The organism is Enterobacter sp. 301B (assembly GCF_003850715.1).
Classification (GTDB): domain Bacteria; phylum Pseudomonadota; class Gammaproteobacteria; order Enterobacterales; family Enterobacteriaceae; genus Enterobacter; species Enterobacter intestinihominis.
Genome location: NZ_PQTC01000001.1, coordinates 339,273 through 351,821, shown reverse-complemented (window position 1 = coordinate 351,821; position 12,549 = coordinate 339,273). Strand labels below are relative to the sequence as shown.

The 12,549-nt window shown below is 55.3% G+C and carries 13 protein-coding genes; 4 read left to right on the top strand and 9 right to left on the bottom strand.

The features are described 5' to 3' along the window. Window positions 1-64: 64 nt before the first annotated feature. The 4 genes from mliC to pdxY all read left to right on the top strand — a co-directional run bounded on the left by mliC (window position 65) and on the right by pdxY (window position 3,435). A complete protein-coding gene (mliC, locus tag C3451_RS01585; RefSeq protein ID WP_087878561.1) occupies window positions 65-394 on the top strand; it encodes a C-type lysozyme inhibitor in 330 nt (109 codons plus the stop codon). Window positions 395-451: 57 nt separating this feature from the next. Beyond that, complete coding sequence (gene pdxH / locus C3451_RS01580) at window positions 452-1,108, top strand: pyridoxamine 5'-phosphate oxidase (protein ID WP_003857601.1); 657 nt, start codon at window positions 452-454, stop codon at window positions 1,106-1,108. A gap of 125 nt (window positions 1,109-1,233) precedes the next feature. Then, a complete protein-coding gene (tyrS, locus tag C3451_RS01575) occupies window positions 1,234-2,508 on the top strand; it encodes a tyrosine--tRNA ligase (protein ID WP_022647913.1) in 1,275 nt (424 codons plus the stop codon). Between the two features lie 66 nt (window positions 2,509-2,574). Then, on the top strand, window positions 2,575-3,435 hold the full coding sequence (gene pdxY, locus C3451_RS01570) for a pyridoxal kinase PdxY (protein ID WP_022647914.1): 861 nt from the start codon (window positions 2,575-2,577) through the stop codon (window positions 3,433-3,435). A gap of 60 nt (window positions 3,436-3,495) precedes the next feature. Here pdxY and gstA read toward each other — a convergent pair whose 3' ends face one another. The 9 genes from gstA to rsxA form a co-directional block, all read right to left on the bottom strand. Continuing rightward, window positions 3,496-4,101 (bottom strand): glutathione transferase GstA, encoded by a 606-nt coding sequence (gene gstA / locus C3451_RS01565; protein WP_045622827.1) that lies wholly within the window; start codon window positions 4,099-4,101, stop codon window positions 3,496-3,498. Between the two features lie 105 nt (window positions 4,102-4,206). Then, a complete protein-coding gene (dtpA, locus tag C3451_RS01560; RefSeq protein WP_023299961.1) occupies window positions 4,207-5,715 on the bottom strand; it encodes a dipeptide/tripeptide permease DtpA in 1,509 nt (502 codons plus the stop codon). Between the two features lie 608 nt (window positions 5,716-6,323). Beyond that, a complete protein-coding gene (nth, locus tag C3451_RS01555; protein ID WP_015570668.1) occupies window positions 6,324-6,959 on the bottom strand; it encodes an endonuclease III in 636 nt (211 codons plus the stop codon). Continuing rightward, entirely contained in the window at window positions 6,956-7,642 is a 687-nt protein-coding gene (locus C3451_RS01550; RefSeq protein ID WP_003857592.1) for an electron transport complex subunit E, read from the bottom strand. Before C3451_RS01550 ends, nth begins: the two co-directional genes overlap by 4 nt. Window positions 7,643-7,644: 2 nt before the next feature. Further along, complete coding sequence (rsxG, locus tag C3451_RS01545) at window positions 7,645-8,265, bottom strand: electron transport complex subunit RsxG (RefSeq protein ID WP_022647917.1); 621 nt, start codon at window positions 8,263-8,265, stop codon at window positions 7,645-7,647. 10 nt (window positions 8,266-8,275) lie between these two features. After that, window positions 8,276-9,328, bottom strand: coding sequence for an electron transport complex subunit RsxD (rsxD, locus tag C3451_RS01540; protein WP_045308482.1), 1,053 nt, complete (start codon window positions 9,326-9,328; stop codon window positions 8,276-8,278). Next, entirely contained in the window at window positions 9,329-11,350 is a 2,022-nt protein-coding gene (gene rsxC, locus C3451_RS01535; protein WP_063139236.1) for an electron transport complex subunit RsxC, read from the bottom strand. Then, window positions 11,343-11,921, bottom strand: a complete 579-nt coding sequence (rsxB, locus tag C3451_RS01530; protein ID WP_015570664.1) for an electron transport complex subunit RsxB — start codon at window positions 11,919-11,921, stop codon at window positions 11,343-11,345. The genes rsxC and rsxB overlap by 8 nt, the downstream gene beginning before the upstream one ends. Further along, the gene (gene rsxA, locus C3451_RS01525) at window positions 11,921-12,502 is read right to left on the bottom strand and encodes an electron transport complex subunit RsxA (protein ID WP_022647920.1); all 582 of its coding nucleotides are present in this window, start codon (window positions 12,500-12,502) and stop codon (window positions 11,921-11,923) included. The genes rsxB and rsxA overlap by 1 nt, the downstream gene beginning before the upstream one ends. Between the last annotated feature and the right edge of the window lie 47 nt (window positions 12,503-12,549).

The window sequence follows — 12,549 nt, the reverse complement described above, 5'->3', positions numbered from 1 at the left end:
CCCGTAAAATAGGGAAAAACAGGAGGGCGGTTAGGCCCTCCAGGACCAGGATAGTCTTCGGAATCTGCCCATGAAAAAACTTCTTCTCATTGCTGTACCTTTTCTTATGACCGGATGCAGCGTCTATAACCAGTTCGTTGAGCGTATGCAAACCGATACGCTGGAATATCGTTGTGATGAAAAACCGCTGACGGTGAAGCTGAACAACACTCGCCAGGAAGCCAGCTTTGTTTATGACAATAAGTTGTTGACGCTGAAGCAGGGGATGTCCGCCTCCGGGGCGCGTTACACGGATGGGATCTACGTCTTCTGGTCAAAAGGTGACAGCGCCACCGTCTATAAGCGAGACCGCATTGTGCTGAACAATTGTCAGCTGGAAAATCCGAAGCGTTGAGATTTTTGAAGGGGGCGCGCACAATAGCGCCACCCAACCTCACTTTCAGCTAACGCCATGTCAGATAACGACGAACTACAGCAAATTGCGCATCTGCGCCGTGAATACACCAAAGGCGGTCTGCGCCGCCAGGATCTTCCCGCCGAACCGCTGGTGCTTTTTGAACGCTGGCTGAAACAGGCCTGCGAAGCGAAACTGGCCGACCCGACGGCGATGGTCGTTGCCACGGTTGATGAAAACGGTCAGCCGTATCAACGCATCGTTCTTCTTAAGCATTATGACGAGAAAGGGCTGGTGTTCTACACCAACCTTGGTAGTCGTAAAGCGCATCACCTGGAAAATAATCCGCGTATTAGCCTGCTCTTCCCGTGGCATATGCTTGAGCGCCAGGTGATGGTTACCGGCAAGGCAGAGCGCCTCTCTACGCTCGAAGTGGTGAAATATTTCCACAGCCGACCGCGCGACAGTCAGATTGGCGCCTGGGTTTCTAAACAGTCCAGCCGAATCTCGGCCCGCGGCGTACTTGAAAGTAAATTCCTCGAACTCAAACAGAAGTTTCAGCAGGGTGAAGTGCCGCTGCCGAGTTTCTGGGGCGGGTTCCGCATCCCCATTGAGCAGATGGAATTCTGGCAGGGCGGTGAGCACCGCCTGCACGACCGCTTTTTATACCAGCGCGACAACGGTGGCTGGAAAATAGACCGACTGGCACCGTAATCCCCAAAATTTGTTGATTTAAGCGCTAGCGCACACCGCGCTGGCGCTTTATTCTATGGTCCTTTCGCATCAGGCGAAAAGTCGTGTACCGGCAAAGGTGCAGTCGTTTATACATGGAGAATTTGATGGCAAGCAGTAACTTGATTAAACAATTGCAAGAGCGGGGCCTGGTGGCCCAGGTGACGGACGAGGAAGCGTTAGCAGAGCGACTGGCGCAAGGCCCGATCGCGCTCTATTGCGGCTTCGATCCCACCGCTGACAGCTTGCATTTGGGGCATCTTGTTCCATTGTTATGCCTGAAACGCTTCCAGATGGCGGGTCATAAGCCTGTTGCCCTGGTTGGCGGTGCGACTGGTCTGATTGGCGACCCAAGTTTCAAAGCCGCTGAGCGTAAGCTGAATACCGAAGACACCGTGCAGGAGTGGGTGGATAAGATCCGTAAACAGGTTGCACCGTTCCTGGATTTCAACTGTGGTGACAACGCTGCGATTGCGGCGAACAACTACGACTGGTTTGGTGGCATGAACGTGCTGACGTTCCTGCGTGACATCGGCAAACACTTCTCTGTTAACCAGATGATTAACAAAGAAGCGGTCAAGCAGCGTCTTAACCGTGACGATCAGGGTATCTCTTTCACCGAGTTCTCCTACAACCTGTTGCAGGGGTATGACTTCGCCTGCCTGAACAAGCTGCACGGCGTGTCGCTGCAAATTGGCGGTTCTGACCAGTGGGGTAACATCACCTCCGGTATCGATCTGACCCGTCGTCTTCACCAGAATCAGGTGTTTGGTCTGACCGTGCCGCTGATCACCAAAGCAGACGGTACCAAGTTTGGTAAAACCGAAGGCGGCGCAGTATGGCTGGATCCGAAGAAAACCAGCCCGTACAAATTCTACCAGTTCTGGATCAACACGGCGGATGCCGATGTTTATCGCTTCCTGAAATTCTTCACCTTTATGGATATCGAAGAAATCAATGCGCTGGAAGAAGAAGACAAGAACAGCGGTAAAGCACCGCGCGCCCAGTATGTGCTGGCCGACGAAGTGACTAAACTGGTTCACGGTGAAGAAGGTCTGGCAGCGGCGAAACGCATTACGGCGAGCCTGTTCAACGGGACCCTGAGCGATTTAAGCGAAGCGGACTTCGAACAGCTGGCGCAGGATGGCGTGCCGATGGTAGAGATGGAAAAAGGCGCCGATCTGATGCAGGCGCTGGTGGACTCCGAGCTCCAGCCGTCTCGCGGTCAGGCGCGTAAAACCATCGCCTCTAACGCGATCACCATTAATGGCGAAAAACAGGCCGATCCGGAATACACCTTTACCGAGAACGACCGTCTCTATGGTCGCTACACGCTGCTGCGTCGCGGTAAGAAAAATTACTGTCTGGTCTGCTGGAAGTAATTAAAAGTACGCAGGGGCGTGGGAAACCACGCCCCTTTTGTTTTGACAGGGTTTGGTAAGTACAACATGAAGAACATCCTCGCCATTCAGTCCCACGTTGTTTTTGGACATGCTGGCAACAGCGCTGCGGAATTCCCGATGCGCCGCCTCGGGGCCAACGTCTGGCCCCTCAATACCGTTCAGTTCTCGAATCACACCCAGTACGGTAAATGGACCGGCTGCGTGATGCCGCCGTCGCATCTGACGGAGATCGTTCAGGGGATTGCGGATATCGACCAGCTTAAACGCTGCGATGCCGTACTGAGCGGTTATCTGGGTTCGGCGGAGCAGGGGGAACATATCCTCGGCATTGTGCGCCAGGTGAAAGCGGCAAACCCCGCGGCGAAATATTTCTGCGATCCGGTGATGGGACATCCGGAAAAAGGCTGCATCGTCGCGCCGGGCGTTGCGGAGTTTCATGTCCGTCATGCATTGCCTGCCAGCGATATTATTGCGCCCAACCTGATTGAACTTGAGATCCTGTGCGAGCATCCAGTCAACAGCGTAGAAGAGGCTGTACGCGCCTCTCGCGAGCTCATCGCCCAGGGGCCAGAGATTGTGCTGGTTAAGCACCTGGCACGCGCAGGGTTGAGCCAGGACCGTTTTGAAATGCTGTTGGTGACGAAGGATGAAGCCTGGCACATCAGTCGACCGCTGGTGGATTTCGGTACACGTCAGCCTGTCGGGGTTGGGGATGTGACCAGCGGTTTGCTGCTGGTGAAGCTATTGCAGGGCGCAAGCCTGCGCGATGCGCTGGAGCACGTAACCGCAGCCGTTTATGAAATCATGATTGCGACGAAGACGATGCAGGAATATGAGCTCCAGGTGGTCGCGGCGCAGGATCGCATCGCGAAGCCCGAGCATTATTTCAGCGCAACCCAATTGTAAGAGCAGGGATAGTGTAGGCCGGGTAAGCGCAGCGCCACCCGGCAATACAGCGCGCTCGGATTAATTCAACCCTTCTGCCTTCAGCGCCGCTGCAACCGCAGGGCGTGCCGCTACGCGTTCCATATACGACGCAATATGATCTAATCCTTCCAGGTTCAGCTTCACCGCGCGCGCCCAGCGCAGAACGGTAAACAGATACGCATCAGCAATGGTGAAACGCGCACCGCAGATCCACTGATCGTCTTTCAGTGAGTCATTAATGTACTGCATCTTTTTCTCAAGTAACGCACGTACGGTCGGTTTGTACTCTTCCGGAGTATCCGGGCGGAACAGCGGCGTAAAGCCTTTGTGCAGCTCGGTCGCGATGTAGTTAAGCCACTCAAGGGTTTTATAGCGAGAGATACTGCCTGTTGGTGTCAGCAGCTGACGATCAGGCACGTTGTCGGCCAGGTACTGCATAATCGCCACGCCTTCGGTCAGCAGCGTACCGTCATCCAGCAGCAGGGCCGGAACCTGCCCTTTTGGGTTAATCGCAAAAAAGTCATCCCCGTTTTCCAGGCGCTTTTTCATCAGGTCAACGCCGTCCAGCGTGAAATCCTTACCGCTCTCGCGAAGGGTGATATGCGAAGCAAGAGAGCAGGCGCCCGGTTTATAGAACAGTTTCATCGGTAACTCCTTTTTGCTGAGGTTCCCGCTATGTTAGTGCGCGTTCAGATAAAAAAAAAGCCGCTAATCAATTAGCGGCTTCTGTTCAGTCGTTTCCCGATGACATTACGCGTTCGCGGTGTTGGTCGCTTTAGCGGATTTGTCGTCGTCCTGCGTCATACGATTGAGTTTTGGTGCAGTGAGCAGCATCAGCACGGCAATTACGGCTGTCGCGATACCAATTTGCATGAACACGGTACCGTAGACGTTCAGGGAGACCAGCGGGTCGGTAACGTTGTCCGGTACCGCCATCAGGTTCGCAATCTTACCTGCAATGATGGCTGCGCCAGCGGTCGTCAGGAACCAGCTACCCATGATGAAGCCCATCAGACGCTGAGGGACCAGCTGTGCAACCATCGCCAGGCCCAGACCGGAGATCATCAGTTCACCGATGGATTGCAGCGCATAGCTCAGGATCAGCCAGTTAACAGACACGATACCCGCGTCGGTCGCGAATTTCGTCCCCAGCGGCAGCACCAGGAATGCGCCAGAGCACAGCACCATACCGATAGCGAACTTGTGCGGCATCGGCAGACGGTCGCCCATCTTGTTATAGATAGCAGCCAGAATCGGGCTACCAATCATGATCCAGAACGGGTTCAGTGCCTGGTACTGCTCCGGCTCGAACGCGATACCCAGGATGGAGTGCTCAACGTTGCGGATTGCGAAGAAGTTCAGGGACGTTGGCATCTGGCTGTACAGGACGAAGAAGATAATCGCTTCCAGCATCAGGATGAACGCCACAATCATCTTACGACGTGCCGCACCCTGCATCGCGAAGGCTTCTTTAGCGAAAATAATCACGATACCCAGCGCAACCACGGCCAGTACGGCACGTGCAATACCCTGGTTGTGCAGCAGCCAGGTCGCGACAGCGGCCAGGATCACAATGCCGACGATGGTTGCCAGCAGTTTGCCCATATGCACGGGTTCGAAGTCTGGTTTAGAACCATAATCTTTAACCCAGCTGCGACAGAACAGGAAGTTCACAACGGTGATCAGCATACCCACGAAGCTCAGCGCAAACGCTACGCTCCAGCCGAATTTCGCAGCCAGCCATGGGGTTGCCAGCATAGAGAAGAATGAACCGATGTTGATGGACATGTAGTACATGGTAAATGCACCGTCCAGACGCGGATCATCTTTGTTGTAGCAGGTAGAAAGCAGGGAGGACGGGTTAGCCTTAAAGAGGCCGTTACCTACCGCGATGGTAGCCATGCCCATGTATACCACGCCCGCATCGTGCCCGGACCATGCAACCAGACCATAGCCAATCGCCAGAACCACGGCGCCCAGCATAATGACACGTTTCGTACCGAGAACTTTATCGCCTAACCAGCCGCCGATGGCGACCAGGCCATAGACCAGAGCGCTGAAGGACGAGAACAGCGTGATGGAATCGGCTTCGGACATACCCAGTTGCTTAACCAGGTAAACGGCCATAATCCCTTGCAGGCCGTAGTAGCCAAAACGCTCCCATAATTCGATAGAGAAAATGAGATAGAACGCTTTAGGCTGTTTGAAAGCGTTAAGACTTACGCTCTCATCTGTTGGTTTATTGTTTGCAGTAGACACATATACCTCTTTTTTTACATCCCATATTAACGGGGGTGTTCATAGCGTGATGACCGTAGTCCATCCGCTTTATAGTTATATTGGGAGGGGAAACGGCGGGTAATGTTCACTATCCAGCCCCATCTGGCAATACGTTTGTAATAATCTGTTACATATAACTGTGGCGGTATAATCATCGGTTCACGCAAATGTTATGCAGCGTTAAATTTCATCCGTTGAGAATTGGTGGTTTTTTTCACTGTAAATGACCCTGATGAATGGCTGTATGGCGATATGTTCTGCTATTTTGGGTGAAAGGCAGTGATATAGCCCATATTCTGAAAAATGACTGGTCTTATATGCGGTGAGTAATGGATGAGATCTTGTCTGGCAAAGGCGTGGAGAGGGTTTTAACAACAAAAATCCAACATCAAGTTATCAGAGTGATCGCGATCACAGATGTATAGAAATTTTTGGTGATGAAAAAACTATTAACCTGTTTGAGTGTTAAATATCCGCAGAATCGACAACACTTTATGGACAATGAGAGGGAAAATTACGGCCAAGGGAGAAGATATCAGAGCCCTTGTTTAATCTAAGGGCTTGAACAGTAACAAGTGGATGTACCTTCAGGGATAGACTTTTTCTTTGTATTCACAGAGATCTTCGATAATGCAGGAGCCGCAGCGTGGCTTACGTGCAATACAGGTATAGCGCCCGTGAAGGATTAGCCAGTGATGGCAATCCACCTTAAATTCCGCAGGGACCACTTTTAATAGCTTTTCTTCCACCTCTTCCACGTTTTTACCCGGCGCGAACCGGGTGCGATTAGAAACGCGGAAGATGTGAGTGTCCACGGCGATCGTCGGCCAGCCAAACGCCGTGTTGAGCACGACATTTGCCGTTTTACGCCCGACGCCTGGCAACGCTTCCAGCGCTGCGCGATCTTCCGGGACTTCACCGCCGTGCTGCTCAAGCAGGATCCGGCAGGTCTTAATGACGTTTTCGGCCTTACTGTTAAACAGGCCGATGGTCTTGATATAGGATTTTACCCCTTCAACCCCCAGCTCCAGCATAGCCTGCGGCGTATTGGCGACAGGGTAGAGCAGGGCCGTGGCTTTGTTGACGCTCACGTCAGTGGCCTGCGCAGAGAGCAGCACCGCGATCAACAGTTCAAACGGCGAGTTAAAATTCAGCTCTGTCGTTGGATGAGGATTCTCATCGCGCAGGCGCGTCAGGATCGCAATGCGTTTCTCTTTATTCATACTGCTTTCTCGGGGATCCCTTCCTGTACGCTGCGTTCAGCGGCGCGGCGTTTACGTTTTTCATCAATCAGGTATTTTAACGCCAGCATCATTCCAAGGCCAATGAATGCGCCTGGCGGTAGCATGGCCAGCAGGAATGGGGTGTCCGTATGGAACACCTCGATACGCAGCGATTTCGCCCAGCCGCCAAGCAGCGCGTCCGCACCGTCGAAGAGCGTACCGTTGCCCAGAATTTCACGCAGAGAGCCGAGGACGAACATGGCGGCAGTCGCGCCCATGCCGATGGAAAACCCATCCAGCGCGGAAATTGCCGGGTTGTTTTTCACCGCGAAGGCTTCAGCGCGTCCCACGACAATACAGTTAGTCACGATAAGCGGAATGAAGATCCCGAGCGACTGGTACAGGCCAAATGCGTAGGCGTTAATCAGCATTTGCACGACGCTGACCACCGATGCAATGATCATGACATAAATCGGAATACGGATTTCCGATGGCGTCCAGCGGCGCAAAACAGAAATGGAGAAGTTGGTCAGGGTCAGCACCAGCGTGGTCGCCAGCCCCAGCCCGAGCGCGTTGGTGGCGGTAGACGTCACCGCCAGCAGCGGGCACAATCCCAACAGCTGTACCAATGCCGAGTTGTTCTTCCAGAGTCCCTGGACGATAACCTCTTTAACCTGGCTCATGGTCACTCCTCACAGGCGGAAAGATGATTGATCTGCGCGGGCAGCGTTTCGGCATACAGACCGGCGCGTTTGACGGCGTTGACGACCGCGCGGGGCGTAATCGTGGCGCCCGTGAACTGGTCAAACTCACCGCCATCTTTTTTCACCGCGAAAGCAGGATCGTCCTCGCCATGAATCATCTTACCGGCAAAGTGTAAAATCCAGTCGCTCAGGCGTGTTTCAATTTTGTCGCCAAGGCCCGGCGTTTCGTGATGTTCCGTCACGCGCGTACCCAGCACGGTGCCGGAAAAATCGCTGCCTACCAGCAGCTGAATTGCGCCAGAGTAACCGTCCGGCGCGGTGGCTTCCATGATGGCACCCACCGGGTTCTCGCCCTTACGGGCAATATAAACGCGGTGGCTTCCTTTACCGAGCTGCGGGGCCTGCACGACAAAGCAGCTTTTTTGCAGGTTATTATCATAGAAGTCTGATGGGATCACCTGATCGAACAACGCCTTTTGCTGCTTCATTGCCTGCTCTTCAATGGTGCTTTTCGTCAGTTCATTTACCAGCGCGGTCAGCCCGGTGAGGGCGGCGGCGAAGATAGCCAGCGTGACGCCGTGTTTTTGCATAGTCTTTAGCATGGCGTAACCCTTAGCGATGACCGTACACGCGTGGACGCGTGTAGTAGTCGATGAGCGGAACGGTGATGTTAGCCAGCAGTACGGCAAATGCCACGCCGTCCGGATAGCCACCAAAGCTGCGAATAAGCCAGACCAGCAAGCCCGCCAGCGCGCCGAAAATCAGACGACCTCGGTTGGTGGTAGAGGCGGTGACCGGATCGGTCAGAATAAAGAATGCCCCGAGCATGGTCGCGCCGGAGAGCAGATGGAGCTGCGGGCTGGCCAGTGACTCAGGTGAGATGACCCAGCCGAGCGTTGAACAGACGGCCAGCGTCACCAGGAAGCTCACCGGAATATGCCAGCGGATCGCTTTTTGTTGCAGCAGGAAGGCACCGCCCAACAGGTAGGCCAGATTGACCCACTGCCAGCCCGCACCCGCCAGTACGCCGCTGTAAATAGACGATTTCATCACCTGCTCGACGCTGTGGCCGGCACGCATGGAGGTTTTGAAGGTATCGAGCGGGGTGGCCTGGCTGATGCCATCCACGCCCATGCGAAGCGCGTTCATATCCGCGCCCATCGCGGTGTGGCCAGTAAAGATAACGTTCAGGGCATCCATAAAGCCGGGCACCGTGGCGGCGATCTCATGCGGCGGCAGCCAGCTGGTCATCTGTACCGGGAAGGAGATCAGTAGCACCACGTAACCAATCATTGCCGGGTTAAACGGGTTATGGCCCAGCCCACCGTACAGCTGCTTGGCGATGATCACCGCAAATACCGTTCCCAATACTACCATCCACCACGGGGCGAACGGGGGAATGCTGATGGCAAGCAACAGGCCGGTCAACAGGGCGGAGTTATCGCTCAGGATGCGAGTCACCTCCATTTTGCGCAGCTTCAGGATCGCTGCTTCCGCTGCGACGGCACTGGCGCAACCCAGAACTAACTGGAAAAGCGTACCCCAGCCGAAAAACCAACACTGTACGGCAATACCTGGCAACGCGGCCAGGCACACCAGCATCATAATACGCGATGTCTGGCGCTGGTTATGGGTATAAGGGGAACTTGCAATTCTGAAAACCATTTAATCCTCGTTAACGGCTTGCTGCGCGGCTTTCTTTGCCTGAACACGCGCAATCGCGGCGGCGACTGCGGCTTTGCGTGGATCGTCGTTGGCGGCCGCAGGCCGTTCGTCCTGCTGTGCCGCTTTTCGTGCTTTGGCACGGGCGATGGCCGCTTCAACGGCGGCTTTACGTGGGTCGACAGGCGCTTCACTCTCTTCGGCAGGCTGAAGCTGTGCCGCTTTACGTGCTTTGGCGCGGGCGATAGCGGCTTCAACGGCCGCCTTGCGCGGATCGGTCGCTTCCTGTTCAACCACCACTGTCTGCTGACCGGCTTTACGGGCTTTTGCCCTGGCGATAGCCGCTTCCACCGCCGCTTTACGCGGGTCTGTGTCGGTTTCCGGTTTGGCGTTTTGCGCCTTCTCCGCCTGACGTGCGCGCGCTTCGGCTTTACGCGCTTCGCGGGCGGCAATCGCTTCGCTATTGTCCGGCTTTTGGCCAGCCACGATCGCTACCGGCTGAGCGGCAGTCGCGTTCTTCTCCCGCACACGGGCGAGGGCAGCGTTAATCGCATCCTGATCTTTCGCCGCAGGCTGCACGGCAGCCTGCTTATGGCGTTCCTGACGGGCTTGTTTCTCGCGCTCCAGTCGCGCCTGGCGCGCTTCAAAGCGGGCCTTCGCCTCAGCGGCACGTTTTTCTTCCATGGAGATAGCGTAGATTTCGGCTTTCTCCTGACGGAAGTACTGCACCAGCGGAATATTGCTTGGGCAGACCCAGGCACAGGCACCGCATTCAATACAGTCAGCCAGGTTATGCGCCTGGGCTTTATCGTGCAGCTGGCCTTTGCTGTACCAGTACAACTGCTGCGGCAGCAAGTCTGCCGGACACGCATCCGCGCAGGCGCTACAGCGTATACAACCTTTCTCTTTCTGCGTTTCGCCCATCTCCGTTGGGGAAGGGGCGAGCAGGCAGTTGGTAATCTTCACCACTGGCACATCCAGCCACGGCAGGGTAAAGCCCATCAGCGGGCCGCCCATAATGACCATCTGCTCGCTCCCCGGGCAGAAGCCAGCCTGTTCCAGCAGATGATGCACCGGCGTACCCAGACGCGCCCAGACGTTGCCGGGACGGGAGACGGACTCGCCGGTCAGCGTGACGACGCGTTCGGTCAATGGCTCGCCGTCAATCACCGCACGTTTTACCGCGTAGGCAGTACCCACGTTTTGCATCAGCACGCCGATGTCGGACGAACGGCCCCCGTGGGTGACCTGTTTTCCGGTCAGGATCTGCGTCAGCTGCTTCGCCCCGCCGGACGGGTATTTGGTCGGGATCACGCGCAGGGCGATATCATGGCTGTCCGCTAGTACCGCACGCAGCATCGAAATGGCCTGCGGTTTATTGTCTTCAATACCGATCAGCACTTCGCGGGGTTGCAGGATATGCGCAAGAATGCGAATACCTTCCACCACCTGCGCGGCACAGTCCTGCATCAGACGATCATCGGCGGTGATGTACGGTTCGCACTCGGCGGCGTTAATAATCAGCGTTTCGATTTTATCGCCGCCGCCGTGAAGTTTGGCGCCGGTCGGGAAGCCAGCGCCTCCAAGACCTGCTACGCCAAACTGATGAATGCGTTCAATCAGCGCTTCACGGCTGCGGGAACGGTAGTCGCTCCAGCCGTCACGATCGATCCAGAGATCTTCCCCGTCGGCTTCAATGATGACGCTCAGCTCAGACAACGCCGAGGGATGGGCAACGGTATGGGGGGCAACAGCCACCACCTTGCCCGAAGTCGGGGCATGTATCGGCAACATACGTCCACGACCAAAGGTCAGCGGCTGGCCGCGAAGGACGGTATCGCCTTCTTTCACGCACAGCTCGCCTTCCGCGCCGATGTGCTGTTTCAATGGCATCACGTAGCGGGTCGCCAGCGGAATTTGACGCAGCGGCGTACCGTTTGACTGGGTTTTCATTTCCGGGGGATGGATACCGCCGTCGAAGTCCCAGATCTTCTCTTTTCTGAAAGCAGAAAATAACTTAAGCATGTTGTTCCACAGGAATATTGCGAACCGGAATGGTCTGAAGATCCCATTTCCAGCTTTCGGTCGTCGTTTCAACCGGGCGGAGTTCTATACACTGCGTCGGGCAGGGGGCTACGCAGAGGTTACAGCCGGTGCACAGGTCCGCCACAACGGTGTGCATGGCGCGGGTTGCGCCTACAATGGCGTCGACAGGGCACGCCTGAATACATTTGGTGCAGCCGATGCAGTTGGCTTCGTCGATAACAGCAAGGGCACGAACGGGCTCCTGCGCCTGTTCATCGCCGTCGACAGGCTGCGGATCGACATTCAGCAGGGCAGCTATTTTAAGCATGACCGCTTCGCCACCCGGCGCGCAGCGGTTGATCTTTTCTCCCTGCACGCCCACCGCCTCAGCGTAAGGACGGCAGCCAGGGTAGCCGCACTGCCCACACTGGCTCTGCGGCAAAAGCTCATCAATTTTTTCAACCACCGGATCGTCCTCTACCGCAAACCGGCGGGAGGCATAACCCAGAATGATGCCAAAGACGAGTCCCAGTACGCTGATGGACGCGATGGCAATCCAGATAGCACTCATTACAACTTCACCAGACCACTAAAGCCCATAAAGGCCAGAGACATTAAACCTGCGGTCACCAGAGCGATGGCGTTACCGCGAAACGGCGCGGGAATATCCGCCGCTGCCAGACGCTCGCGAATCGACGCGAACAGGACCATAACAAAAGAGAAACCGACCGCCGCGGAAAAACCGTACAGCGCCGACTGCATGAAATTATGCCCAAGGTTGATGTTGAGCAGCGCCACGCCCAGCACAGCACAGTTGGTGGTGATGAGGGGCAGAAAAATACCCAACAGGCGATACAGGGCAGGGCTGGTTTTACGCACTACCATTTCGGTAAATTGCACCACCACCGCAATGACCAGAATAAAGGACAAGGTGCGCAGGTAGAGCATGTCCAGCGGGATCAGGATCCAGGTATCAATCAGCCATGCGCAAATGGAGGCCATCGTCATCACGAAGGTGGTGGCCAGCCCCATGCCCATTGCCGTCTCCAGCTTTTTGGAGACCCCCATAAACGGGCACAGGCCAAGGAACTTCACCAGTACGAAGTTATTAACCAGCACAGTTCCGACAAAGAGCAGTAAGTAATCGGTCATTATTTAGCCTGAAATAAAAGAGCCGCCTATTATCGGATAAACGACAA

Excerpts from the sequence above, each read along its gene's own strand:
- rsxG (WP_022647917.1), bottom strand. The coding sequence starts at position 8,265 with ATGCTAAAGACTATGCAAAAACACGGCGTCACGCTGGCTATCTTCGCC.
- pdxY (WP_022647914.1), top strand. The coding sequence starts at position 2,575 with ATGAAGAACATCCTCGCCATTCAGTCCCACGTTGTTTTTGGACATGCT.
- rsxC (WP_063139236.1), bottom strand. The coding sequence starts at position 11,350 with ATGCTTAAGTTATTTTCTGCTTTCAGAAAAGAGAAGATCTGGGACTTC.
- pdxH (WP_003857601.1), top strand. The coding sequence starts at position 452 with ATGTCAGATAACGACGAACTACAGCAAATTGCGCATCTGCGCCGTGAA.
- C3451_RS01550 (WP_003857592.1), bottom strand. The coding sequence starts at position 7,642 with ATGAGCCAGGTTAAAGAGGTTATCGTCCAGGGACTCTGGAAGAACAAC.
- gstA (WP_045622827.1), bottom strand. The coding sequence starts at position 4,101 with ATGAAACTGTTCTATAAACCGGGCGCCTGCTCTCTTGCTTCGCATATC.
- rsxA (WP_022647920.1), bottom strand. The coding sequence starts at position 12,502 with ATGACCGATTACTTACTGCTCTTTGTCGGAACTGTGCTGGTTAATAAC.
- rsxB (WP_015570664.1), bottom strand. The coding sequence starts at position 11,921 with ATGAGTGCTATCTGGATTGCCATCGCGTCCATCAGCGTACTGGGACTC.
- nth (WP_015570668.1), bottom strand. The coding sequence starts at position 6,959 with ATGAATAAAGAGAAACGCATTGCGATCCTGACGCGCCTGCGCGATGAG.
- tyrS (WP_022647913.1), top strand. The coding sequence starts at position 1,234 with ATGGCAAGCAGTAACTTGATTAAACAATTGCAAGAGCGGGGCCTGGTG.
- rsxD (WP_045308482.1), bottom strand. The coding sequence starts at position 9,328 with ATGGTTTTCAGAATTGCAAGTTCCCCTTATACCCATAACCAGCGCCAG.